Raw genomic sequence first — 23,815 nt, forward strand, 5'->3', positions numbered from 1 at the left:
CCTTAGCCTTAAATTTGCATCCTTAGCCTTAAAAAATTTTTTAACGGGCTTTGTTCTATAGCTGGTTTAGGCGTTTACGGATACTGGAAAGCGTTGCGCCAAGGCTGCTAAGTTTGAAAGTCTGTCGATTACCTCTTTTGCTTTCCCACACAAGCTCTGAGTCTGAAATGTCTATTAAAATACCTATAGAATCATAGTCTCTTTCATCTTTGTTTCGTGACACTTCTTCACGAAGAAGCACCTCACAATGCTTAGTGGATATTTTGGGGTCAGATTGAAGTATCACTGATAAAAGATGGTGCAAATCGCTAATGCGTTGACCGTTTAATCCTTTCTGCGGAATCGGCTTATTCGTTTCACTGTGACTCTTCGAGGCGTTCAGTAATCCGGCTTCAACTAAGTGTCGATGTTGAATGACCGCATGAGTTAGATGAGCTAACTCTGATCCTTTGCGAATCGAAAGGGCATCCGCGCTTCTGTTTGAATCCGGCAGGAAGATTCCCTGTGCAGTCGCTTCTTCCTCTATACCCTTAAACACCGCTTCGATATCGTGTTCGGGAAGCTCTCCAAGTTTATGAGTATCCCACTCTTTCATATATTCATTGGGCAACGGTTTCTTGAATGGGTATTTTCGACTTACCAACGTAGCGTTTGCTCTATCTGCTAATGTGACTTGAGTGATTGAAAATGAACCGCTGTGTAACAGTGTTATAGAGTCATCAGCCGTTAGACTAATTACCCCTTCATAAGCAAGGACACACTGACCAACAGAGCCTATCGTAAATGGTTCTACTGCTATGTATTCTCGCTCCGGCATGAACAAGCTTAGCGGAAATTGCCGCTGTAAAATGTGGTAGTGGAGAGTTTGTACAGAGACCTTCGCTATCTCTGCAGCGTCATTTAAAAAGTAAAATTTTTGACATGACATAGTGAGATTGTCTTTTTATTAATCTACTTTAAAGCCAGCCTTTTTACACGAGTCACGATGGCTCTTCAATCTTCTAAGATCCTCTCGGAACTTTTCTCCTTCTCTTGATGAGTAGCCAGCCCGCATTTTACTGTTAATCTGCTTAATTTGCTGCTCTACGCCAGCACATTGATAAGTTGATGGTTGGAAGTCGTATCCTGCATAGGAAATTTGGGTGAAAGTGATGAAGAAAATGAAAATTGTGAGCCTAGCCATTCTTCTTTCCTTGGATATCTTAACTGAGAACAAGTTAGCAATCATTTCAGTGCTTTAAAAGTCTTTGATGATATACTGTGTTATCAACCTAAAATTTCAAACGAAAGTAGGCTGTGAGAAACGGACATCAATTAGTTTTTTACAACTTCGCAAACACCTAAAGGTAAACTTCAATATCATAGCTACTTCAAAATAGTATGTGAATTGCGTGACTTTTAGGCGTGTTTTCTGTAAATAAAAAATATCTTTGTAGAAAAATGGACAACTCAATATATTCCCCATTATCAGTAAATGAACGTCTGAAAATAATCTTTTTTATCTTATTAACGTTGCCTTTGATTTTTTTTGGAATTGGACTGATACCCGTAATTGGCCTTCTTATTGGAATTTTGTCTATGAGGAGGCGACAAGACTACAGCTCATATCAAGTGGCGGCTAAGTTCTATAACTTCTACTTTATCATTGCTATCGTTGCGCTGACAGTTTCCGTGGCTTACATCGAATTTGATATTAAAGCCAAAGAAGATGCGTATGTCATCGCTTATGAAACAGCAAAGCTCCAAGAACCTGAAAATGAAGCTATGTTAGGGAAACTGCGAATAAGTCCCACAGTTTAGGCCAGAAGTTAGACTTTTTGCTATTAGCTTAAATTTCGAACGCTAAATTTTCAATTTCGGTCAATATACTGCCGTTTTAGGCCGGATTTTGGCCTTATTCCGGGCTATTCCCGGATTTCAGACCGATCTTGGCTGTCGTTGTAACATCTGGTCTACTTTAAACAGGTTCGCCAAGGTGAATAGCATGGCTAACTGTGCGTCATTTTTCATCAGCCCTTTATAGCGTGCTTTGATAAAACCAAATTGGCATTTGATGATGCGAAACGGGTGTTCTACCTTCGCCCGAATGCTGGCCTTTAAATATTCGATGTTGATGGCAGTTTTGTTTTTGCGGGGATGCTTTTTCAGTGCCCGAACTTTTCCGGGACGCTCAGCAATCAGCCATTCCACATCCTTTTCTTTAAGTTCTTCACGCTTCTCTGCGCCTTGATATCCAGCATCGCCAGAGATGAATTCCTCATCGCCATGCAACAGGTTCTTCATCTGATTCAGGTCATGGTCGTTGGCGGCGGTGGTTACCAATGTATGGGTCAGACCGCTCTTGGCATCCACACCAATATGGGCTTTCATGCCGAAATGCCATTGATTGCCTTTCTTGGTCTGATGCATATCCGGGTCTCGCTCATTCTTTTTGTTTTTAGTGGAGCTGGGGGCTTCAATAATCGTGGCATCCACCAATGTTCCTTGCGTCATCATCACACCGCAGTCGGACAGCCATTGGTTGACCGTTTTGAATAATTTGCGAGTCAGCTTGTGCTTTTCCAGCAAGTGCCGGAAATTCATAATGGTAGTGCGCTCAGGAATGGCTTTATCCAGTGACAGTTGCGCAAACTGACGCATCGAAGCAATTTCATATAACGCATCTTCCATCGCTTCATCACCAAGGCTATACCATTGCTGCATACAATGAATGCGAAACATGGTCTCAAGCGCATACGGACGGCGGCCATTTCCCGCCTTGGGGTAGAATGGCTCTATCACGTCCAGCAATTGAGACCACGGCAACAGGTTGTCCATCCGGGATAAGAAAATCTCTTTTCTCGTCTGGCGGCGTTTGCTAGAAAACTCGCTATCGGCAAAGGTTAACTGGTGACTCATAGACGTTTATGGCTGTGATTTACTGTACTGCTATGATCTCACATCGGGGACTTATTCGCATCTTCCTTAATAATAAGGGTTCGAACCTATCCGATTCATTGGTAGTGATAGCTGAATTTGTATGTTGGCCGAATTCTGTTGGGAGTTGGGTAACTAAGAATTTTGTGCGATAAATATTAAGGGCCAAATTTGAATATAGAAGGGAAGTTCTGTAGGTATCTTCTCTGGCATTGTTCTTCTGCTCTAACCACGTATCAAATATTTGTTCATATTGAATAGCAGTCTCTGAAGCAATTTTTTTATCTACCAGTTTCTTATTTCTGTTCTCTAAAACAAAGAAAATAGCGGTGGAGATGAGCGTAATAACAGCAATGGCGAACATGTAATAGCTAACCATTTCTTCATAGGCTCTATCAGTAGCCTCATTTATTGCTGCTTCGTCATCACGTTGCCATTCTGCCTTGAGCGAATCAATTTTTATAACTAGTTGCGCTATTTTGCTGTCTGCTAATTTTTTTTCTAATTCTAATACCTGTTTTGATGAGAATTTACCAGATCTAATCTCATTTTCAATTTTAAATAGCCTTTCTTTAATGCTGTCTAATTCTTCAGTTCTGTAGTGTATCGATGGTGCGTCTTTGGTTGCTCCTCCAAATGCGCCTCCAAGTGCTAAGTGTTCCCTTAGAATATTTGCTTCATGTTCTAAATAAACTATTTTTTTTAATAAAAAATTAAAGTCGCTGGATTCAATTGGCTCGGCGTTAGTCGAAAGGCAAAATAACGAAAATAATAAAAATTTTACAAATAATTTCATTTTCAAGATAATTTCCTTTTTGGTCTTGATAATAGTTAATCATAATTAAATCAAAAGTAATTTTACACTAAGTGGTCATTTAAGCATTACGTGCAGGTGACAATGTGTATCTAGGTATATTATCGGATGGACTACCTAGATGTAACTCCATTATTTCAATCATAGCTATATCAGCCATCATCATTTTTGTGAATAAGTAGTGGTGCGGCGTGTAGGTTTGCTTATTTTCGGATAAATGGTCACAAACTTGTCGTCGTTCTATTTGACCTTTCCATGAAACGAGAGTGCAGGAGGGATTCTTCTTGTTAATTCCTAGCGATTCAGAAAGGACAGAACAGCACCATTAGAGGTTTCCCTGACGGCCGTTAGATCAAGAAATTAGCTAAAATAAAGTCATCTATAAAGAGAAAAACCAGCCGATAAGTCAGTAAATCCGGTATACTCCGGTTCGGTACTTTAAGGTGGAGTTTTGTAATGCGTGTATGTGGTGTAGAACTGGCGGGAAATGATGCAAACATTGCCCTGTTGAATCTTGAGAACGATATGTTCAGACTCCCTGATTGCCGCACTCGTAAATTGAGCCTGCAAAAAGCCGCTACCGCCCATGAGCTTAAGTATTTCCAAAAATCCTTCGCTCAGTTGGTGCAGGATTACAAAATCGAAATAATCGTTATCCGCCAGCGTCCGATGAAGGGCAAGTTTGCCGGTGGCGCTATTGGCTTCAAATTGGAGGCGGTGCTGGAATTACTGAGCGGGGTGCAGGTTATCATAATGCCGCCGACCGAAATTAAAGCAGCATTAAAAGATAGTCAGATGTACGTAGAGTTCAGCGAGACTGGTTTAAAAGGATTCCAGAAGTCAGCATTTGAAACTGCTCTGGCCTACATGAGTCAACACCTGTAGTTTTCCCGCAAGGCCAGTTTGCTGAGTATCTCTCCCTTGTGCCAAACCCGCCTTGCTGATATACCTGTTTCATTCAATTGCATCCTGCAAATGGCCGGCGAAGGAAACGCTGCTTGTTTGACAACATCACCTATTATTCGAAGCATGCTGAGCGTTTGACTGCGCAGTACAATAGTGTGTCTTTCGAACAGGTGCATGAGGACTGGCTGGAAGAAATACCGCAACAGGGTTTTGCGCTGGATATTGGTGCCGGTTCCGGTCGTGATGCACGCTATCTGGCGTCCAGAGGGTTAAGTGTTGTTGCAGTTGAGCCTGCCGGCGGCATTCGCGAGCAGGCGCAACACTATGCCGTAAATCAACCTGTTCACTGGCTGGATGACAGTCTGCCGGAACTCAAAAAAGTGTTTAACCTGTCTGCCCGGTTCGATCTTATCTTACTCAGCGCGGTCTGGATGCACATTGTGCCTTCTGAGCGGGAGCGCTGCCTGCGCAAAGTCAGTGGTCTGCTAAAAGCTAATGGCAAAATTGTTATCTCTCTTCGCCATGGTGGCGCAGGTGATGACGGGCGCACAATGTATCCGGTTTCCGCAGATGAACTGTCAGCGCTGGCAAAGCGGTTTGGATTAAGCTTCAGGCTGCTGAACAAAAAAGCAAAACCTGATGAACTTGGACGTAGCGACGTAACATGGGAAACCGTGGTACTCACGCTACCGGACGACGGCTCCGGTGCATTTCCGTTACTTCGAAATATCATCGTAAACGACAGTAAGTCGTCGACATACAAAGTCGCCTTACTCAGAACCCTGCTCAGAATAGCCGAAGGCCACCCCGGAGCGGTTATCGACCGTACCGACGGGTATGTTGTATTACCGGCGGGACTGGTGGCGTTGTATTGGGTCCGGTTATTTAAGCCTCTCCTCGATCATTTTAATCTACCGCAGAACAGCGACCCGGCTAAAAAGCCCGGATTCCTGAAAGAAGATGGCTGGGAAAAACTGGCTTCATTTTCCGGCAATGATTTGTATGTCGGGGCGAACTTCTCAGACCCTCTGAGTGCCCGTGCTGTTCATCGCACTATAAAGGATGTGGCCACCGTTATCAGAGATATGCCGGCCAGATACATCAGGCTTCCCGGCACAAAAGACAGTGTATTTCATGTCACTCTTAACCATCCCCGTGTTAAGGACTACCTGTCACTCGACGGGGCTTATTTTGCATCTGTAGGTAAATTCTATGTGCCTGAACGCATCTGGGATTCCCTTTCACGGTTCAGCGTTTGGATAGAACCGTCGCTGGTGAATGAATGGGTAGCGCTGATGGAAAGCTACATGATCAGACAAAACCGCACGGTCTCTAAAGGAGATTTACTCCTTGCACTAGCCTGGGAAGATCCTGTCAGAACAACAGCCAGAGTCAGGGGCCGCGTGGACAAGTTGCTGACGAAGGAAGAAGTGAAATGCTGCTGGTCCCGCAAGGCTATCATGATAAACAGCTACGCTGTCGATCACGCAATGCCTTTTGCACGCTGGCCTAATAACGATCTTTGGAATCTTTTACCGGCACAATCAAAGATAAATGCTGAAAAATCCGATAAGTTACCGACGAGTTTGCGGATGATGAATAGCCGGCATGTCATTACCGGATGGTGGGAGCAGGCGTGGCAGGATCAGGCTGATGAGTTTTTTATTCAGGCGAACCTGTCTCTTCCTAATTTAAGTGCCGCAAACCGCAGTTTCTCAGACGTATTCGAAGCCATGGTGATGCAACGGGACAGAATAAGAGATTTCCAGCAACTAAAAGAATGGTAGTACGGCGCGGCGTTAAGTCCTATAGTGAGCTTACTGAAGCCGCCCGAACCATGCGCCAGCGAGGGAACGATGAACGTATTCAAACACCTGTTACTACTGACTACTCTGATGTTTACTACATTTGCTCAGGCTGCTGACAACAGTAACTTTGAAAAGCTGCCGCCGCTGAAGAATTTTCAGGTAAATACTGAAAATATGGTGAGTTCCGGCCTGCCGTCAAAGCCTCATTTTGATGTGTTCAAAGCGCAGGGCGTTACCACTGTGATTGACCTGATCCCCGGTGACAGAAGTGAGGAGCGGGAAATTGTTCTGAATACTGGTCTGGCGTATGAAAATGTGCAGGTGGTGTGGGATAACCCGACGCTGGAAAATTTTCAGGAGTACGTGGGTTATATGCAACAGGCACAGAGCCGGGAAGGAACAACGCTGACCCATTGTAAACTGAACTGGCGTGGCGCTGTGTTTACCTATTTGTACCGCGTCACCCAACTGGGCGAGCCTGAAGCTAAGGCGAAGGCAGACCTGGATGCCATCTGGCAACCTAATGAAACCTGGCAGGCTTTCATCGACACCGTTAAAGCGCATTATCAGGTAAGCTGAATGCCGGGGCGCATTTCATCAAATGCGCCTTCCACATCGTCCCTTTTTTTAAGACACTCTGAAACCCGTTCCTAATCTGCCCGTAAGCCCGGTTTTCTTATCGGGGCCGCGCTGTAGTCTGAGTCTTTTACCTTACCGGACTACCTGAATGACACATTCCGCCCGTGCTTTTCTGCTTATGATTGTCACTGTCTTCTCTGCTGCTGCGCTGGCAAATAAGTCTGCTGAGGAAGAAAAGATGTCTTTGCAACTCGCTTCACAGTATTCAGATTCGATTGATATTCAAAATTACCTGGTAAGTGAAAAACTGGATGGCGTCCGGGCCCGGTGGACGGGTACAGAACTGAAAACGCGAAACGGCAATAAAATACATGCGCCTGAATGGTTTACAGCGAACTGGCCGGCGCAGGCGCTGGACGGGGAGTTGTGGACGAAGCGTGATGATTTTCAGCATATTACATCGATAGTACTGCGGGAAACGCAGGATGAACGGTGGCAGGAAGTCAGCATGATGGTGTTCGACTTGCCGGGTTCTGCAAAGCCCTTTGCTGAGCGGGTAAAACTAATCAATAAGCTGGTGGCCAGCACAAACAGTACTGCGCTTAAAGCTGTGCCTCAGGAGCAGATGGCTACTGCTGCAACTTTGGAGCAAAGGCTGGATGAGGTCGTTAATGCGGGCGGTGAAGGGCTTATGCTGCATCACAGGCAGGCCCTGTATAAAGATGGTCGCAGTGAGTTGCTGCTGAAACTGAAACGTCATGAGGATGATGAAGCAAAAGTGATTGGCTATGTGGCAGGGAAAGGCAAATATGCAGGACTGACCGGCTCGCTCATCGTGCAAAGCCGGGATGGCCTGATTTTCAAAGTAGGCAGTGGCCTGAGCGATGCCGATCGCGCCAGTCCGCCACCGGTGGGTAGTTGGATCACGTATAAATTCTACGGCAGAACACAAAAAGGGCTGCCGAGGTTTGCCAGTTTTATGAGGGTGAGGCCGGACAAGGATATGCCCTGGCAAAGTAATTTCGATTTAATTGAAAAGTAATTAAGAAGAACCTGATTGTAGATTTAGCGTGTGCATTCCGGCTCATTTGCCGGTGAAGTTTCCCGACTGAAAAAACCGCATTGATAAATATCATTTCCTAACTTATGTAGCAGTGATTTCATAAAAGTGAAAATTATACTAAAGGCTAAAGCGTGTATTTCTTGCCGGATTTATATCTGTGAGATCGCTGATAAAGGAATGAATAATGAGAGCAAGTGCACCACAACATTTACTAAGATTAAGTTATCTCGCAACATTAACAGGTCTAATTTACCAACCGGCCAGCGCGCAGGAAAATTCACAGGAAAGCTCAGCCAACAAGATTGAGCAAATTCAGGTAACAGCGCGTAAGCGATCTGAAAGTCTTCAGGATGTTCCCGTCGCGGTAACGGCGTTAATCTCTGATGACATTGAGAAACGCGGTGTGATTCAGATCCAGGATATTGCTGATCAAACACCCGGTTTCAATATTACTAATAACGGCTCGGGTAAAACAGACCGTACCGTTCAGACATTTACATTACGAGGTTTCTCCCCAAGCAGCGGCACATCAACAACTGCTTCTATGTTTATTGATGGAGTACCGGTTTCTTCAACGACGGCTGTTTCATCGGTGGGAAGTCCGGAAAGGATAGAAATACTCCGTGGTCCTCAAAGTGCCTACTTTGGGCGGAACACGTTTGCCGGGGCGCTGAATGTTGTTAATAAGTCGCCGAATCAGGAGTGGGCTGGCTCAGTCGAGGGAACATTGGGGAATTTTGATTACTACAGACTTCGCGGCGATATTGAAGGCGTTATTATCGAAGACAAGTTGTCATTCCGTCTTTCCGGAGAAACCTATGAACGGGAAGGCCCGTGGGATAATGCCGGTGAGGATGGGGGCACTCTGGGCGATCAAAAAACGACAATGGCGAATGTCTTTCTTGAGGCTACACCGACTGACTCACTGACTATCAAGGTTTTTGGCTTTGTGTCGTCTGACGATGACGGCCCCGCTGCTTCTGCGTTTTTATCTGCTTATGACATTACTGACCCGGAAGGAAATGTTGTCGTTCAGGGGCAACCAACCTGCGTTATTAACAATAACCCCTATTTTTGCTCTGTTCCGGTAAAGGCTGATCCGTTCACTTACAACACCGAGTCTACCGATGAGTTGAAAGCCCTTATGTCAGGAGTAACAGATAACCGGATTGTTCCCACGAGTATGCTGGACAATTACGGAATGAGCAGAGATTTCAAGCATGGACATATTGTTGCAGACTGGGAAATCGGAGATTTTGTACTGTCTTCACTGACAGGTTATAACAAAGAAGAATGGATTTTAATGAATGATCTCGACCATTTCGGAGCATCCTTCTTCAACTACGCATTTATTGTCGAACGGCTCATTGAAGACTTCTCACAGGAACTGCGACTGACTTACGACGGCGGTGGTGATTTCTCCGGTACGGTTGGTCTAAGTTATCTGAAGGGGGAGAATGACGGTACGCAGACACCGGTTATTTCTAATAATGTCCCTGCTGCCGTTACGCCAAGAGGCCAGAATAACGCTGAAACTTCCGGGATATTCTTTGGTGGCAGTTACGATTTTACGCAGAGTATGACGTTAAGCGTCGAGGGACGTTTGCAAAGAGATAAAATTACCGCCATCGACACGGTGACCGATTCTGAACTGGCATCTGAGAGTTTTGACAACTTCCTTCCCCGCATCATTCTCGATTACAAAGCCAGTAAAGACATGTTGCTTTACGGTAGTTACTCGAAAGGTGTGAATCCGTCAGCATTCAACTTAGGTCTGCTTGCCTTATCCGATTACGGTCGTGAGCAGGCTGCAAGTGTTGGCATTAATCTGGTTGTTGAGCCTGAAGAAGTCGACAACTTTGAACTGGGTGTGAAGGGTACTGCGGTAGATGGCTCGCTGACTTATGCGGTTGCCACTTATTTTGCTGAATGGACTAAACAAATTAACCAGGGGTATTTCGTTTTTTCTGAACCCGGCTCAGATGTCGCTTCTTCTCTCGAAGGCATTGCTAACTCGGGTAGTGTCGACCTTTATGGTGTTGAACTGGAATCTAACTGGGCGGCAACAGAAAACATCAGAATTAATTTTGCGGCAGCCTATACCGGCTCTGATATACAAAATTATACCGATGCAACATTGTCGGCTTTGTCCGGGGTTACTGATTACTCCGGAAACGAACAGCCGGCGGTTTCAAAAGTGTCGGGTAATCTGGGTGTTCAATACAACGGCTATATTGGCAACGAGTACGATTATTTCTTCCGTACTGACATTATTTATAAGAGCGGCCAGTGGACCAATCAGGCCAACTTTATGAAAACTGAGCCTGTTACAAAGGTTAATCTCAGAGCCGGCGTGACGGTGGAAAACGTAGACGTACAGGTTTACGTCAATAACCTTTTCGACAACGATGAGTATACGTCAACCTACGACTACTATGCCTTCGACCCCGCATTCTCGTACTTCAACATTAATTCAGCTGTGGTGATGGGATTGCAAACCCCCCGTACTTTCGGCGTCCAGTTTAAGTACTCTTTCTATGAATAAGCAGGAACAGAACAGCAGTATGAAATACTTAATGATTCGGGAGGTTCTGGCCTATGAACTTCGTTAAAGATGTAGCTCCGCAGCTAAGTATGAAGGTAAAAGCCGGCTTTAGTGTGGGGCAGATTGCAAAGCAATTGTTCAGGGACGCGCCGTCACTGCTTTTGCTTTATTACCTGGCCAATATAATGGGGATAGATCCCGCTATAGCCGGGGCGTCTATATTTGTTCCAAAGGTGTTTTTCGGTGCGGTATTCGATTTACTGGCAGGGGTAGCATCAGACAAATACGCACTTAAATTCCCCCGACGTCACTGGCTGTTGGTTGGTGCTATTGCCGCACCTTTTGCCATGATTGGGCCGTTTCTGTTGCCTGACATGTCTGAAACCATGCAGTCCATTTGGATATTCACGGCTTTTTGCATTTATATGGCAGTGTTCTCTACCTTCTCTGTTCCTTTTCTTGCTCAGTTCGCAGAGATGACGGATAGCAAAGAAGAGCGCACAGAAATGATGGCGTGGAAACACGCTTATGTGGGGGTAGGTTTGCTTGCGGGATCCGCAGGTATTCCTGTGCTTATCCATACCCTGGGAGGAGATCGCGCTGCTTATCTATGGTCTATTGCGCTGGTGGGCATCATTTGTTCGGTCAGTCTGCTAATTGCCTGGCATTTCGCGTCCAGTATTCCCGATAAAAAGAATGCTGCGCCTCCTATGCCGTTTAAAGAAATGACGAAGATTTTTTCAGACAGAAACTTCATCGTGCTGTGTGCCGCTGCGGTGGTAATGACTGTTGCGGCGGGCACCGGCTACGCCAGCTTTGTTTTCTTCATTTCTTACGGATTGGAACGCGCCGAACCTCTGGTTCAGATTGGGATGATGACAACCGTCATGGGATTCGCTGTGATGTTTGCTTCTCCCTTCTGGGTGGCCGTTGCAAAGGTTCTGGGTAAAAAAGGCACCTTTGTCTGTGCTGCCATTGCCCACAGCTTAGTACTCTTTACCTGGGGAACCTTTACTAACTTGCCTCCCTGGACTGATTTTATTTTCGGGTTTCTCATCGCATTGTTTAATTCCGGTTGGGGTTTGATTTTCCTCTCTTTGCTGTCTGACACGATTGCCAGTTCCAGAGAAAATAAAGGTGAAAACCGGGCCGGTATTTATTCTGCTGTATGGTCAATTATCGAAAAAGCAGGAATAGCAGCAGGGGGAACGCTGATCATTGGTTTGCTATTGTCTTTGTCGGGTTTCGATGCCGCTGCTGCTAAGCAGGGTCTTGAGCAGTCACAGGAAGCTATCACCGGGATTATCTACTCGTTTACCTTTATTCCCGGGGCGGCAAAAGTGTGTTCTGCATTAATTATTCTCTTTTTCTTCGCTCAGGAAAAAGAATTACCTGAAACGGGCGGAGAAGTTGAAAATGTCTGAAGTCGATGCAAGAACGAAATTAAAACTGGCTTTGGTGGGATGCGGACGAATCAGTCAGTCACATCTTGATGCCATTCAGTATCATGGTGACAAGGTAACACTAACGCATGTATGCGACAGTAATCATGATGCTGCAAAAGCTGTAACTGAAAAGTATGGCGGTACCGCTTTCAGTCAGTATGAAGAAATGATCGCCGGGGACGGGTTTGATGCAGTGCTGATAGCCAGTCCGAACTTCCTTCATTTTGATCAGGCTTTAACTGCGATCCGCGCGGGCAAGCATGTCCTGGTGGAAAAACCTCTGACGGAAACTGTCGATGAGGCCGGCATTCTCGCTGAGGAAGCAAAGAATAAAGGGCTTGTACTGGCCGCCGCGCATACTTTCAGGCACGGACAGGCAACATACGAATTGCTGAAGCACTTTCCTTCCTTCGGTAAATTACTTTCTGTTCAGGTATCGCAATGCGTGCACTGGGACGGGCCACAGGCTCCGTGGTGGGCTGAAAGAACGCCTGAGCAAAACCTCATTCTTTCCATGTTTGCGCCGCATCCTCTGGATTTCATTCAGTTGGTCATGGGTGATGATGACCCTGTGCGGGTTTATGCTGAAGGTGCCCGGCATCAGAGTGGCTGGCAAGGGGAAGATGAGGCGATGATCATACTCACCTATCCGCAGCGCAGGATGGTAAGTTTGCATATCAGTTACAATCAGCCTTACCTCACTGACCGCAAAATGTTGTATTTCGATAAGGGTGTGGCTGAAATCCGAAATGGCGAATGGCTGACGTGGAATGGTGAAGAGCTTTATTCTCCTCCGGCAGGCAGGGTAACAGATCCTCACTCGATGGGCGGCCACGACCTTTCCGGCTTTTTCAACAATCAAATGGATGAATTTGTTAAGGCTGTGAAAGGAGAGATGAGTTATTGTCCGACAGGTCTGGATGCAGCCAGATTGATCCGGACGCTAAACAGGGTCAGAAAGTCAGTCAGAGCTAATAGCGTTGACGCAATTGACGGGCCTCTGCCATGTTAACATTAGCAGGTAAAAGAGCCCTGATTACCGGCGCAGCTTCCGGAATCGGTGCAGCAACCGCGTCGCTTTTCCGGGCGCTGGGGGCGACTGTAACCGGATTGGATAAGCATGCAGCAGAAGACGCTTCCATCATTGAAGTTGATATTACGTCTGCGACAGCGCTGAAAGATGCATTGGACAGTATTCAGTCTGCCGGCCATACATTTGATATTCTGGTCAATATCGCTGGCGGAGGTTGTACCGGCTCTCTGGCTGAGACCAGTATGGAAGATTTTACTGCTTCGCTGGATTTAAACCTCAATGCAACGGCAGCGTTGTGTAAATGGGTTCAGCCTTCAATGATTGAGCGTGGTCACGGAGTTATTATTAATACCGGCTCAACGTTTGGTTTAACAGGAAGAGACAACAGTGTTGCTTACGGCGTGAGTAAAGCCGGGGTGATACAGTTAACAAAGTGCATGGCTGTTGACCTGGCTGACACCGGCGTCAGGGTGAATTGTGTTTGCCCCGGGCTTATCGAAACGCCGATGACATCGGTACTGTTTGAAGAAGAAGCGCTGGTGGAGAAGAAGCAAAAAAATCTGTCTTTGCATGCACTGAGGCGTGCAGGAAGACCTGAAGAAGTTGCTAACGTCATTGCTTTTCTGGCATCGGACCTCTCGTCTTATATCACCGGCGCGAGCATCCCTGTTGATGGTGGCTACACCGCCGGCAAGTGGCTGTAATTCAGGCGCCGGGCATATTTCCGCCGTCTACCGGAAGGTAGATGCCTGTAATGGACTGTGCCTGAGCGCTTGCCAGAAAAACTACCGCATTTGCGATGTCTTGTGGTGTTGCCAGACGGCCAAGGGGGCTATAAGTGCGCAACATAGCCAGCATGTCCTCTTCACTCTGGCCTTCGGTCAGGTTGCCGTTAAGCATCTCTGTTGGCACAGCACCAGGCAGAACCGCATTTACCCTGATATTGTATTGACCAGCGCTGGCCGCCGCAGTGCGGGTTGTCATCAGTACGGCTGCTTTTGAAGCGCAGTAGGCAGATGATGTCGCAGACGCTTTAATCGACATACCTGAGCCGATATTCACAATGGCGCCGCCGGTTTCTTTCATGGCCAGAATGCCTTGCTTACATCCCAGAAAAACACCATCTGCGTTGATCCGCATATGCTGTTGCCACACTTCGTAGGGCATTTCTTCAAAGGGGATATTAGGCCTGAATATACCGGCATTATTCACCACAATGTCAACAGGCGTTCCTTGCTGCCCGGCTGTGGCGAAAGCTTTTTCCCAGGCGGCTTCATCGGTGACGTCCAGTGAAATACTCGTGCACTGTTCACCTAATTTTTCCTTAAGCGCATGTAACTTATCGTCATTGATATCAGCCACGATCACGTTGATGCCTGACGCAACAAAAGCTTCTGCAATTGCCGAACCCAGGCCGCCTGCTGCACCGGTGATTAATGCGCATGAAGTCTTAATACTCATAGTAATACCTTTCAGAAAAAACCATTCTTTTGCGTACTTTCACACTACCTCATAACCACCCGGGAGCGATTGACATTTGTCATAGTGCACCTTTCTAAGTGGCTATAAGGTGATTGCAACACGGTCACCTGAACCTGCGCCTGACAAGCAGGCAAGTTGAACCTGAATAAGAAATGTAGTGGCTGCAAGCCGGCCGGAGCATTCGAATCATTTTAATTATAAGAGTGAAAAGGCAAACGCCACGAGTGAAGGAACTGAACACAATGAAACATCCCCAATTTAAACTGCGCCCCCTTGCGACGCTTTTTGTATTAATGCCGCTAACGGGTGTGACGCTGGCGCAGGAAACAGCGCCGGCTGATGATCTGGCGATTGAAAATATCACCGTAACCGCACAACGCACGGCACAGAGCATTCAGAGTACGCCGGTTTCTATGACCGCGCTCACGGCTAGCGATGTGGAGCGCATGCAGATAGACAATGCCAAAGACCTTTCACAGGTTGCGCCAAATGTGAACATTCGCGGTATTACCGGCGGTAGTGCAGGTATTGCTCCCTATATTCGTGGGGGCGGTGTAACCGATGGAGCAAATATTACTTCTGAAAACGAAGTGGGTATCTACATAGACAATATTTACCAGCCCCGCTCTGCTGCATCGTTTATTGAAATGCTGGATATAGAAAGGGTAGAAGTGCTGCGCGGTCCTCAGGGAACGCTTTACGGCCGTAACAGTTCCGCGGGTGCACTTAAGTTTATCTCAAGAGCGCCGGACGAATTATTCCGCTTTAAAAATGAAGCCGGTATTGGCCGCTGGAATGAAAAGTACGATAAATTGATAGTCAGTGGCGGCCTGAATGAGAGTGGCACTTTGCGGGGTGGGTTTAGTGGTATGTATCGCGACCGTGACGGCGGCCGCCAGTATGCTGAAACACTTCAAAAAGAAGTAGGCGCTGAGGAGTTTAAGGGCTTTCAGGGCGATTTATACTATGTCGGCGACGATTTTTCTGCACGCCTGAAGGCATTTTATACGGACTTTGAAAGTGACGGTATGTATGCCTCCGCAGTGGACATGTCCAGTATGGATAAGCCATCTGATAAATGGGAATACAGTTCAGGTAGTCTAGACCGCGTCGTGTCACCGAAAGAGTCGTTTACCAGAGATGAACAATCGGGTGTCAGTCTGAGTCTGGAAAAAGAATTGTCTGCTGATTTAATCATCACTTCGATTACCTCCTGGAATACACTTGAGGATGACTGGGGAGTAGGATTCTCCGGCGGTGTCGAGTATCCCTTCTTTGGTGAGGGCTACATTGAGCTTTACGGTCGTGATGCATATAGTGACCAGGATTCCTACACGCAGGAAATTCAGCTTCAGGGTAATGCGTTTGATGGCTTTATGAGTTTTGTTGGTGGTCTCTATTATTTTCATGAAGAAGGTGACCAGCACATTGAGTCCTCGATATATCTAGCTGATTCTTACACTGACTTTACGATAGATACCGACAGTTATGCTGCATTTGGCCAGGCGAGTTTGCACGTCAGTGATGATGTAAGTGTTATTGTTGGCGGTCGTTATACAAAGGAAAACAAATCCCTCGATGCGTCACTTTCCGGTGAAGCCGTTGTATCCGATGATGACTTCAGTAAATTTACGCCAAAGCTGGGTGTGGAATATCAGGTAAATAAAAATCTCTTTATGTTCGCCAGCTACACCGTTGGTTTTAAAGCCGGTGGATATAACGGACTGGCTTCAACATCGGAAGCTCTCGGAACAGCATTCCAGATGCAGGAAGTCAGCGCTTATGAGTTCGGTGTTAAATCGGATCTACTGGACAACCGCCTGAGATTGAACGTTGCCACATTTTTCAATGATTACACCAACCTTCAGCAACAGTCAGTAACGGCAGAGGGCGCTTTCATTACCGAAAACTACGATGCTGAACATAAAGGTATCGAAGCAGATATGCGGGTCCGGCTGACTTCTAACCTGAGCCTGTGGGCAAACGGTGTTTATCAGGACAGCGAATACACTGATACTGCCGCTACCGGCGGTGAATCTACCGGGGCTCTGCTTGGGAATCAGATGACGAATGTCTTTAAATTCCAGTATGCCACCGGTCTGGATTACATGGCTGATATTGGTCCGGGCACGTTTGCAATTGGTGCGAACGTAAACCGCAAAGCAGATATCTTCTCTACCTCTGACAATGCTGAAATCGGTCATATTCCTGCGCTGACACTGGTCGATGCTTATGCATCTTACGCTGTGGATCGCTGGAAACTAACACTGGCAGGCAAAAACCTCACCGATGAAAAATATTGGTACACAGGTTTCGGATTCGACGTAGTTCAGCCCCGGTTCATGGCCGACCCCATGACGTGGCGTTTGTCTCTGTCTTACGAGATGTAATCCGATACATCTGCAGGTGAACCACTCTGGCGCGGCCGGTTGCACTGTTGAAGGGCAAACCGGCCTTTATTGTCTCCGGCCGCGCCTCACTTACAAATATTAATGATATTACGATCTGCCATTCATCTTTTTAAATCAGAGCGTTATCTGATAATTTGACTTTTCGCAAAAATATATTGTTAATATTTTGTAACAGAGCACGTTTATTGCTTCTTGCATTGTATCGTGAATAGTCGTTTGCCAATTATCTTTCCTGAACTGTGCGGAAGATAGGGAGCCATGTCTTATGTTGCAATTATGTCATCCAACTGAATCTCCCGTGCGTCAGAATGACTGCCCGTTGTTCAAATCATTGTCGGCAGATGAGATGCTGGTACTGTCGCAAAATGCCAGACTCAGATTAATGGACAGGCAACAATACCTCTGCTTGCAGCATTCCCCTTCAGACCGCGTGTTTAATATGGCCTCAGGTTGTGCCATGGTTGAGCGGATTTCCAATGATGGCCGCCGCCAAATCCTCGCTTTCGTGTTTGCTGGTGATTTCATCGGATTATCGAATTCAGAACATTACGAATATGGGATAAAGTGTCTTACTCCCAGTACTGCTTACGAATTTAAGCGAAAGAAGCTGTATGAGCTTTCAGAAGAAATTCCCACGTTAAAGCAAAACCTGAAAAGCCTGCGTTCAATGATTCTGCAGCTGACGTTTGATCAGGTGTATCTGCTCGGTCAGCTTAATGCTTACGAACGGGTGGGCTATGCGATTTCCCATTTCCTGAAGCGTATTCCGGGTGCTACGCCTGAGCACATTGAACTGCCCATGACGCGGGCTGATATCGGCGACTACCTTGGCCTGACGGTAGAGACGGTCAGCAGAACGCTGAGCCGGCTTAAAAAAGACGGGCTGATCACCACACCTTCACCAACGTCTATCCGCATTATGGATCTTGAAAGCCTCACCAGCCTTGTGAATATCGAGTAAGTAAAAAAACTCCGGAAGAATAGCTGTTCTTTAACTATTATCAATTTCTCATTAACCGGAACGCTATAGCATTAGTGTTTTGGTTATCTGTATTTACTGCAAATTATCCCGCGACGCTGCTTCCGGTTGCTATGCCAGTTTAAGTAACCAAATTCTCTGTTTTTCAATTTGCAACATTTGTAATATAGTTATATCTATATTTTATTCGGTGTTCATTCTGTCTGAGGAGATAATATGGAGCTTTCCAATAAAACAGCCCGGGAAATCTACGAAGAAGTCAGGGCTAATCCTGCTCGTAAACGTTTCGGATTCGGCAAGAAAGCCATTCTGGTGAACATTGATTTGCAGAAAGCGTATACGCGCACAGACTTATTCAAAACCGCTTACGAAACCGATCCTAACCAGCTGGAATATGTGAATACTCTGGCGCAAAAGTTCCGCAAACTGGGCTGGCCGGTTGTCTGGACTAACGTCGCTTACATGGAATCCGGTGAAGATGCCGGTATCTGGGGCACCCGCACAGATACGCCGGACAGCTTACAAAATATCAAATTCGGCAGTGAGCGCTCGGAGCTGGACGATCGTTTGATCACCGACCCTGAAAAAGATGTGTTTTACTGCAAGAAAATGCCATCTCCGTTTTTTGAAACGCAGTTACAGAGTCTATGTGTGTGGCATCAGGTAGATACCGTGATCCTTACCGGCGGTTCTACGTCAGGTTGTATCCGTGCCGGTGCGGTAGACAGTCTTTCACGTGGATACCGTACCATTGTGCCGGAAGAGTGTGTGGCAGATAAGCACGAGAGTTTCCACTTCGCCAACCTTACTGATTTGTCGCTGAAGTACGCCGATGTGCTGGCGGTTCAGGAAGTCTTTGACTGGCTGGATAATCAGGCGGAAGGCTAAGCTGATGAAGAACGATCCGGGATATTACGACTACTGGCCTTATCATGACAGGCCGAAAATTACCTGGCCCAACGGCGCTAAAGTGGCGTTTTGGGTTGCGCCGAATATCGAATTCTATGAATTAGATCCGCCAGCCAATCCTTATCGCAAAGCCTGGCCCGGTCCGTATCCGTCTATCGGCGGATACGGGATCCGTGACTATGGCAACCGGGTCGGTCATATGCGGCAAATGAAACTGCTGGACAAATACGGGATCCGTGGCTCAATTTCTCTTTCAACTGCGCTGTGTGAACACCATCCGGAAATTATTGAATTGTGTGCTGAGCGTGAGTGGGAGTTTTTCAGTCACGGTATCTACAACACCCGTTATACCTATGGCATGAGTGAAGCGCAGGAGCGTGAGATGATCACCGACTCTATCGAAACCATCTACCGGCATACTAAACAAAAATGTGCAGGGTATCTGGCACCGGCGCTTTCCCACAGTGAGCAGACGATTGATTTATTTGCAGAAGCCGGTTCGGCGCTGTTTGGTGACGACGCCGGTTTCTACACCTGCGATCTGTTCCATGACGATCAACCAACGCCCATTAAAACCCGCTCAGGTAAACGTTTTGCGTCCATTCCTTATTCACTGGAGATGAACGATACGATCGCCTATGTGGTGAACAAAGTGGAGCCCCGCCAGTACGGCAAGATGCTGAAAGCCAATTTTGACCGTTTGTATCAGGAAGGCGCAGAAAGCGGCACCATCATGTGTATACCCACTCACAATTATCAGGTCAGTTGCCCCCACCGCCTGAAAGCGTTTGAAGAAGCGTTGGAATACATCACCGGGCACAGCGATGTATGGGTGACGACCGGGCGCGAAATTGCGTCGCATTTTTTGAACAACCACTATGACACCGTTTCAAACGATATCGCTGCGAAGCGGGGAGGCTTGCGATGAGTCTTGATGCTGAACACCTCAATTACCTTTTGCGTCGCCACGGCATGGACCACGATTTTTATGACTGGTCGATGCTGGAGAATCGTCCCCGTATCTTCTGGCCGGACGGTAAAAAACTGGCGGTATGGGTGAATGTTAACGTGCAGTTTTTCCCGTTGAATGAACAGAAAAACCCGTTGCCGGTACCCGGCGGTATGAAAATGCCTTATCCGGATCTGCGTCACTACAGTTTGCGGGATTACGGAAACCGTGTCGGCATTTTCCGTTTATTCAAAGCGTTGGATTCGGCAGGCGTTAAACCGACGGTGGCAATTAATGGTGCCATGGTTGAGCGTGCACCATACCTGATGGATTTCATTGCCGGGCGAGGTGATGAAGTGATTGCTCATGGCTGGAAAATGGATGATTTGCATCATGGCGGGCTTTCAGAGAGCGCCGAAAATGCATTGATATCAGAAACACTCAGCGTACTGCGCAACCGCTTTGAACAGCCGGTCACCGGCTGGCTCAGCCCCGGCCGTTTGCAGTCTGCCAGTACACCGTCTTTGCTGGCGAAAAATGGTATCAGCTACATGTGCGACTGGGTGAATGATGATATGCCTTATGCATTTCGCACCAATGCCGGCGGGATCACTGCCATGCCTTTGTCCAGCGAACTGGATGACTTTTTCATCATGGGCAGCAATCTGCACAGCGAAGACAGTTACGAAACACAGTTAAAAGATGCCTGCGACTTACTGCTGAATGAAGCAGAAGAGCAGGGCGGCCGTTTGCTTGCCATCAATCTGCATCCCTGGATGACAGGACAACCACACCGTATTGGTTGTCTTGAAAAGGCGCTGCAATACATTGCAGATAAGCAGGGCGTATGGTTCGCAACGGCATCAGAGATCCAACAGGCATGGCAGTCTCAACAACCGTAATTGAGTACTACCGGTAAGTTTTACAGCGGGAAAAATATGGCGAAAACGCTTTTCGAAAAAATCTGGGACGATCATCTGGTCGCCTCTCTCCCGGATGGTACATTTCTGATTTATATCGATCGGGTGTTTCTGCATGAAAGAACCGGCTCCATCGCATTGCAAAGTCTGGCCGAAACCGGCAGACCGGTTCGCCATCCTCAACAAGTGTTCTGCACCATGGACCACATTGTCGATACTTTCCCCGGCCGTGGTGATGACACGCTGATGCCATCGGGTAAGGATTTTATACAGGCCACCAGAAAAGAAGCCGCAGATGCGGGCATTACCTTGTTTGATATCGGTGATGACCGGCAGGGAATTGCCCATGTGATCAGCCCCGAAATGGGTATTGTTCAGCCGGGCATGACACTGGTTTGTCCGGACAGCCATACCTGTACGCAAGGTGCGATGGGTGCAGCAGCGTGGGGGATTGGATCTTCGGAAGCTGAGCACGCCATGGCAACCCAAACTTTGCGTATCAGCAAACCCAAACTGATGCGGGTGAACTTTGAGGGGGCAACCGGGGAAGGCGTGACAGCCAAAGACATGATCCTGCATCTGATTGGTCAGTACGGTGCCAACGGCGGTGCCGGTTATGCCATCGAATTTGCCGGCAGTGCCGTTGAAGCATTGTCTGTAGAAGGTCGTTTAACCTTGTGTAACATGGCGGTAGAGTTTGCCGCCTTTACCGGGCTGGTGGCAGCCGACTATAAAACATTTACTTATCTGAAAGGCAGACCTTATGCCCCGGAAGGAGAAATGTGGGATGCGGCGCTGGCTTACTGGCAAACGCTGGTGACTGATGACAATGCGGTATTCGATAAAGAAATTACTATTCAGGCACCGGATATTGAGCCTACGGTGACCTGGGGAACCAGTCCCCAGCATGCCTGCGGTATCTCTCAATTGATACCCGAAATGGACTGCTTTAGCAGTGACGATGCTAAAACCGCCGCAGCGCGGGCACTGGACTATCAGGGCTTGTCCAGCGGAATGGCCGTTCAGGGCCTGAAAATTGATAATGCGTTTATCGGCTCCTGTACGAATGCGCGCATAGAAGATTTACGCAGTGCGGCCAGTATCCTGAAAGGAAGAAAAGTCGCGCAGGGCGTGAAGGCGATTTGCGTTCCGGGCTCTCAAAAAGTGAAAGCCGCGGCTGAATCGGAAGGGCTGGACAAAATCTTTACCGAGTCCGGGTTTCAGTGGCGTGAAAGTGGCTGCTCTATGTGTTTCTTTGCCGGCGGTGAGCACTTTGGTGCAGGAGAACGGGTAATCTCAACCAGTAACCGGAACTTCGAATCCCGTCAGGGACCGAAAACCCGCACTCATCTTGCCAGTCCTGCAACGGTTGCGGCCAGTGCCGTTACAGGTGCTATTTGCGACCCGCGCCAGTTAAGAGATTTTAGCTAATGGAACCATTTGTTACCCACACGGGCGTTGCCGCTCCGCTACTTCAAATCAATATTGATACCGATGCCATTATTCCCAGCCGCGAAATGCGCAGGGTATCTAAAAAGGGTTTAGGTGAAGGCTTGTTCGCGGCCTGGCGATACCAGATGCCTGACTCCCGTGAACCTAATCCGGACTTTGTTTTGAATAAGCCGGAGTACGGGAATACATCGGTGATACTGGCCGGCAATAACTTCGGTTGCGGCTCGTCCAGAGAGCATGCCGTTTGGGCGCTTGCAGAATATGGCATCAGAGCGATTATTGCCCCCGGGTTCGGCGCTATCTTTTATCAGAATTGTATCCGCAACGGCATTATTCCGGTTGTACTTAAACAGGAGTGCGTTCAGGCACTGGCTGATGAAGTGAGTACTCACCCTCAAGATTCGCAGGTTTCGGTGGATCTTGAGAAGCAGGCTGTGATCAGCAGTGCGGGAAGACTCTATCACTTTGACATTGAACCCGGTCATAAAGAAATGTTACTTAAAGGCCTGGACAGCATTGGTGTTACCTTGCAGCACGTTTCAGACATCGCCGCCTATGAGTCAAAAGATAAGCAGCGCAGAGCCTGGCTGTATACAGCAAGCTAAGCAGATTAAGCAATGGCAAAAAAGCCACTGGTTATCTCCACAACCCGCGGTGTGACGTTTAGCCAGCAGGCCGGACAAACCCTGCTGGATGCCAGCATCGCCTCGCAGTTTCCGGTTCCTCACAGTTGTCACTCAGCGAAGTGCAGGCAATGCATTGTGACAGTGGCTGAGGGCACTACACACAAATTCAGGGATGAGAATCTCACACCCGGCGAGCTGGCAAGTGGTTGTATACTTGCCTGCGCCCGCACGGCTACGTCTGATTTACTGATAGAGGCCGGAGAGCTTGTCCATAAGAACATCCCGCCGGTTGTGAATATTCCTGCTATGGTGTCTGCAATCAAACGGCTTTCTTCAGAGCTTATTCTCGTCACTTTACAGTTGCCCATGTCGGCCCGTTTTCATCATCTGGCAGGACAACATGTTGCTGTTACAAACAGCGACGGCATACGGCGGAATTACTCTATGTGTGATGCGTCCCCGCAAGACGGGCATATCCGTATTCTGATCCGCAAGCATGAAACCGGACTCATGAGCCGCTACTGGTTTGAATACGCCGCGCAAGGTGATCTGCTAACCCTTGAAGGCCCGTCCGGTAGATTCGGCGAAAACATCGCCCGCTACAACAGGCCGCTGTTCATTGCAGAAAAAGAGGGGATTGCTCCGCTTCTAGCCCTTAAAGCGTCTGTTAATACAACCGGTTTACCGTTGTTCTGGCTGGGAGCGGGTAAAGGCGAAGTGTACAACGCAGGAAGTGAATTTGACGGACTCGCTGAGTCACACATACAGTGTTTTGCAGATTTCAGCGAAACGTCTATGCAGGCAATGCAAAATACACTGATAAAAGAGACTGACTGTTCTTCAGTTGATGCCGTGTACGTGTGTGGCAGCGCAGCCTTTCTAAAGCAGATTAAAGCGTTGCTAAAACGGGAGCCCTTCAGAGGACTCCCTGTGCACACAGAAGTCTTTATTCCGTCAGGCCCGCGGTAGATTGCAGAT

Annotated in this window: 22 protein-coding genes; 17 read left to right on the forward strand and 5 right to left on the reverse strand. The window is 47.5% G+C overall.

All coding sequences use genetic code 11. The features are described from left to right. Positions 1-55: 55 nt before the first annotated feature. Together J3369_RS00270 and J3369_RS00275 are read right to left on the reverse strand one after the other, a co-directional pair. The gene (locus tag J3369_RS00270; RefSeq protein WP_349582353.1) at positions 56-928 is read right to left on the reverse strand and encodes a hypothetical protein; all 873 of its coding nucleotides are present in this window, start codon (positions 926-928) and stop codon (positions 56-58) included. Between the two features lie 18 nt (positions 929-946). Beyond that, positions 947-1,183 (reverse strand): hypothetical protein, encoded by a 237-nt coding sequence (locus J3369_RS00275; protein ID WP_349582356.1) that lies wholly within the window; start codon positions 1,181-1,183, stop codon positions 947-949. 221 nt (positions 1,184-1,404) lie between these two features. On the opposite strand from J3369_RS00275, the gene J3369_RS00280 reads away from it, so the two are divergent. Continuing rightward, on the forward strand, positions 1,405-1,800 hold the full coding sequence (locus tag J3369_RS00280) for a hypothetical protein (protein ID WP_349582358.1): 396 nt from the start codon (positions 1,405-1,407) through the stop codon (positions 1,798-1,800). 117 nt (positions 1,801-1,917) lie between these two features. Here J3369_RS00280 and J3369_RS00285 read toward each other — a convergent pair whose 3' ends face one another. Together J3369_RS00285 and J3369_RS00290 are read right to left on the reverse strand one after the other, a co-directional pair. Then, the gene (locus J3369_RS00285) at positions 1,918-2,898 is read right to left on the reverse strand and encodes an IS5 family transposase (protein WP_349582361.1); all 981 of its coding nucleotides are present in this window, start codon (positions 2,896-2,898) and stop codon (positions 1,918-1,920) included. A 19-nt stretch (positions 2,899-2,917) separates the two neighbouring features. Then, on the reverse strand, positions 2,918-3,718 hold the full coding sequence (locus J3369_RS00290) for a hypothetical protein (protein WP_349582364.1): 801 nt from the start codon (positions 3,716-3,718) through the stop codon (positions 2,918-2,920). A 468-nt stretch (positions 3,719-4,186) separates the two neighbouring features. Between J3369_RS00290 and J3369_RS00295 the strand changes: the two genes are divergently transcribed. From J3369_RS00295 to J3369_RS00330, 8 genes are all read left to right on the forward strand, one after another. Further along, on the forward strand, positions 4,187-4,615 hold the full coding sequence (locus J3369_RS00295; protein ID WP_349582366.1) for a DUF3010 family protein: 429 nt from the start codon (positions 4,187-4,189) through the stop codon (positions 4,613-4,615). A 113-nt stretch (positions 4,616-4,728) separates the two neighbouring features. Then, entirely contained in the window at positions 4,729-6,423 is a 1,695-nt protein-coding gene (locus J3369_RS00300; protein ID WP_349582368.1) for a class I SAM-dependent methyltransferase, read from the forward strand. A gap of 69 nt (positions 6,424-6,492) precedes the next feature. Beyond that, positions 6,493-7,023, forward strand: coding sequence for a protein tyrosine phosphatase family protein (locus J3369_RS00305; RefSeq protein WP_349582370.1), 531 nt, complete (start codon positions 6,493-6,495; stop codon positions 7,021-7,023). Positions 7,024-7,171: 148 nt separating this feature from the next. Next, the gene (locus tag J3369_RS00310; RefSeq protein WP_349582372.1) at positions 7,172-8,065 is read left to right on the forward strand and encodes a DNA ligase; all 894 of its coding nucleotides are present in this window, start codon (positions 7,172-7,174) and stop codon (positions 8,063-8,065) included. Positions 8,066-8,270: 205 nt separating this feature from the next. Then, positions 8,271-10,631, forward strand: a complete 2,361-nt coding sequence (locus tag J3369_RS00315; protein ID WP_349582374.1) for a TonB-dependent receptor — start codon at positions 8,271-8,273, stop codon at positions 10,629-10,631. Positions 10,632-10,684: 53 nt separating this feature from the next. Then, a complete protein-coding gene (locus J3369_RS00320) occupies positions 10,685-12,055 on the forward strand; it encodes an MFS transporter (protein WP_349582377.1) in 1,371 nt (456 codons plus the stop codon). Next, positions 12,048-13,088 (forward strand): Gfo/Idh/MocA family protein, encoded by a 1,041-nt coding sequence (locus J3369_RS00325; RefSeq protein WP_349582380.1) that lies wholly within the window; start codon positions 12,048-12,050, stop codon positions 13,086-13,088. Before J3369_RS00320 ends, J3369_RS00325 begins: the two co-directional genes overlap by 8 nt. Then, positions 13,082-13,813 carry an SDR family NAD(P)-dependent oxidoreductase gene (locus J3369_RS00330; RefSeq protein WP_349582382.1) on the forward strand — a complete coding sequence of 244 codons (732 nt, stop codon included), beginning with the start codon at positions 13,082-13,084 and terminating at the stop codon, positions 13,811-13,813. The genes J3369_RS00325 and J3369_RS00330 overlap by 7 nt, the downstream gene beginning before the upstream one ends. A 1-nt stretch (position 13,814) precedes the next feature. Here J3369_RS00330 and J3369_RS00335 read toward each other — a convergent pair whose 3' ends face one another. After that, positions 13,815-14,570: an SDR family NAD(P)-dependent oxidoreductase gene (locus J3369_RS00335; RefSeq protein WP_349582384.1), complete on the reverse strand. Its 756-nt coding sequence runs from the start codon at positions 14,568-14,570 to the stop codon at positions 13,815-13,817. A gap of 263 nt (positions 14,571-14,833) precedes the next feature. Here J3369_RS00335 and J3369_RS00340 point away from each other — a divergent pair, with 263 nt between their 5' ends. The 8 genes from J3369_RS00340 to J3369_RS00375 all read left to right on the forward strand — a co-directional run bounded on the left by J3369_RS00340 (position 14,834) and on the right by J3369_RS00375 (position 23,806). Then, the gene (locus J3369_RS00340) at positions 14,834-16,981 is read left to right on the forward strand and encodes a TonB-dependent receptor (protein WP_349582387.1); all 2,148 of its coding nucleotides are present in this window, start codon (positions 14,834-14,836) and stop codon (positions 16,979-16,981) included. 286 nt (positions 16,982-17,267) lie between these two features. Continuing rightward, positions 17,268-17,963, forward strand: a complete 696-nt coding sequence (locus J3369_RS00345) for a Crp/Fnr family transcriptional regulator (protein WP_303573185.1) — start codon at positions 17,268-17,270, stop codon at positions 17,961-17,963. Positions 17,964-18,197: 234 nt separating this feature from the next. Next, entirely contained in the window at positions 18,198-18,869 is a 672-nt protein-coding gene (locus J3369_RS00350; protein ID WP_349582390.1) for an isochorismatase family protein, read from the forward strand. Between the two features lie 4 nt (positions 18,870-18,873). Beyond that, entirely contained in the window at positions 18,874-19,818 is a 945-nt protein-coding gene (locus J3369_RS00355; RefSeq protein WP_349582393.1) for a polysaccharide deacetylase family protein, read from the forward strand. Next, complete coding sequence (locus J3369_RS00360; RefSeq protein WP_349582396.1) at positions 19,815-20,741, forward strand: polysaccharide deacetylase family protein; 927 nt, start codon at positions 19,815-19,817, stop codon at positions 20,739-20,741. The genes J3369_RS00355 and J3369_RS00360 overlap by 4 nt, the downstream gene beginning before the upstream one ends. A 36-nt stretch (positions 20,742-20,777) precedes the next feature. Continuing rightward, entirely contained in the window at positions 20,778-22,190 is a 1,413-nt protein-coding gene (gene leuC, locus J3369_RS00365; RefSeq protein WP_349582399.1) for a 3-isopropylmalate dehydratase large subunit, read from the forward strand. Continuing rightward, positions 22,190-22,816 (forward strand): 3-isopropylmalate dehydratase small subunit, encoded by a 627-nt coding sequence (gene leuD, locus J3369_RS00370; RefSeq protein WP_349582402.1) that lies wholly within the window; start codon positions 22,190-22,192, stop codon positions 22,814-22,816. Before leuC ends, leuD begins: the two co-directional genes overlap by 1 nt. A 12-nt stretch (positions 22,817-22,828) precedes the next feature. Further along, a complete protein-coding gene (locus J3369_RS00375) occupies positions 22,829-23,806 on the forward strand; it encodes an FAD-binding oxidoreductase (protein WP_349582405.1) in 978 nt (325 codons plus the stop codon). Positions 23,807-23,815 lie beyond the last annotated feature (9 nt).

The sequence above is a fragment of the Alteromonas sp. NFXS44 genome, from assembly GCF_040148705.1.
GTDB lineage: Bacteria > Pseudomonadota > Gammaproteobacteria > Enterobacterales > Alteromonadaceae > Alteromonas.

Coding starts and splice junctions, on each gene's coding strand:
- J3369_RS00330 (WP_349582382.1), top strand. CDS start 13,082: ATGTTAACATTAGCAGGTAAAAGAGCCCTGATTACCGGCGCAGCTTCC.
- J3369_RS00310 (WP_349582372.1), top strand. CDS start 7,172: ATGACACATTCCGCCCGTGCTTTTCTGCTTATGATTGTCACTGTCTTC.
- J3369_RS00285 (WP_349582361.1), bottom strand. CDS start 2,898: ATGAGTCACCAGTTAACCTTTGCCGATAGCGAGTTTTCTAGCAAACGC.
- J3369_RS00295 (WP_349582366.1), top strand. CDS start 4,187: ATGCGTGTATGTGGTGTAGAACTGGCGGGAAATGATGCAAACATTGCC.
- J3369_RS00340 (WP_349582387.1), top strand. CDS start 14,834: ATGAAACATCCCCAATTTAAACTGCGCCCCCTTGCGACGCTTTTTGTA.
- J3369_RS00275 (WP_349582356.1), bottom strand. CDS start 1,183: ATGGCTAGGCTCACAATTTTCATTTTCTTCATCACTTTCACCCAAATT.
- J3369_RS00355 (WP_349582393.1), top strand. CDS start 18,874: ATGAAGAACGATCCGGGATATTACGACTACTGGCCTTATCATGACAGG.
- J3369_RS00270 (WP_349582353.1), bottom strand. CDS start 928: ATGTCATGTCAAAAATTTTACTTTTTAAATGACGCTGCAGAGATAGCG.
- J3369_RS00325 (WP_349582380.1), top strand. CDS start 12,048: ATGTCTGAAGTCGATGCAAGAACGAAATTAAAACTGGCTTTGGTGGGA.
- leuD (WP_349582402.1), top strand. CDS start 22,190: ATGGAACCATTTGTTACCCACACGGGCGTTGCCGCTCCGCTACTTCAA.
- J3369_RS00360 (WP_349582396.1), top strand. CDS start 19,815: ATGAGTCTTGATGCTGAACACCTCAATTACCTTTTGCGTCGCCACGGC.
- J3369_RS00335 (WP_349582384.1), bottom strand. CDS start 14,570: ATGAGTATTAAGACTTCATGCGCATTAATCACCGGTGCAGCAGGCGGC.
- J3369_RS00320 (WP_349582377.1), top strand. CDS start 10,685: ATGAACTTCGTTAAAGATGTAGCTCCGCAGCTAAGTATGAAGGTAAAA.
- J3369_RS00375 (WP_349582405.1), top strand. CDS start 22,829: ATGGCAAAAAAGCCACTGGTTATCTCCACAACCCGCGGTGTGACGTTT.
- J3369_RS00305 (WP_349582370.1), top strand. CDS start 6,493: ATGAACGTATTCAAACACCTGTTACTACTGACTACTCTGATGTTTACT.
- leuC (WP_349582399.1), top strand. CDS start 20,778: ATGGCGAAAACGCTTTTCGAAAAAATCTGGGACGATCATCTGGTCGCC.
- J3369_RS00315 (WP_349582374.1), top strand. CDS start 8,271: ATGAGAGCAAGTGCACCACAACATTTACTAAGATTAAGTTATCTCGCA.
- J3369_RS00345 (WP_303573185.1), top strand. CDS start 17,268: ATGTTGCAATTATGTCATCCAACTGAATCTCCCGTGCGTCAGAATGAC.
- J3369_RS00350 (WP_349582390.1), top strand. CDS start 18,198: ATGGAGCTTTCCAATAAAACAGCCCGGGAAATCTACGAAGAAGTCAGG.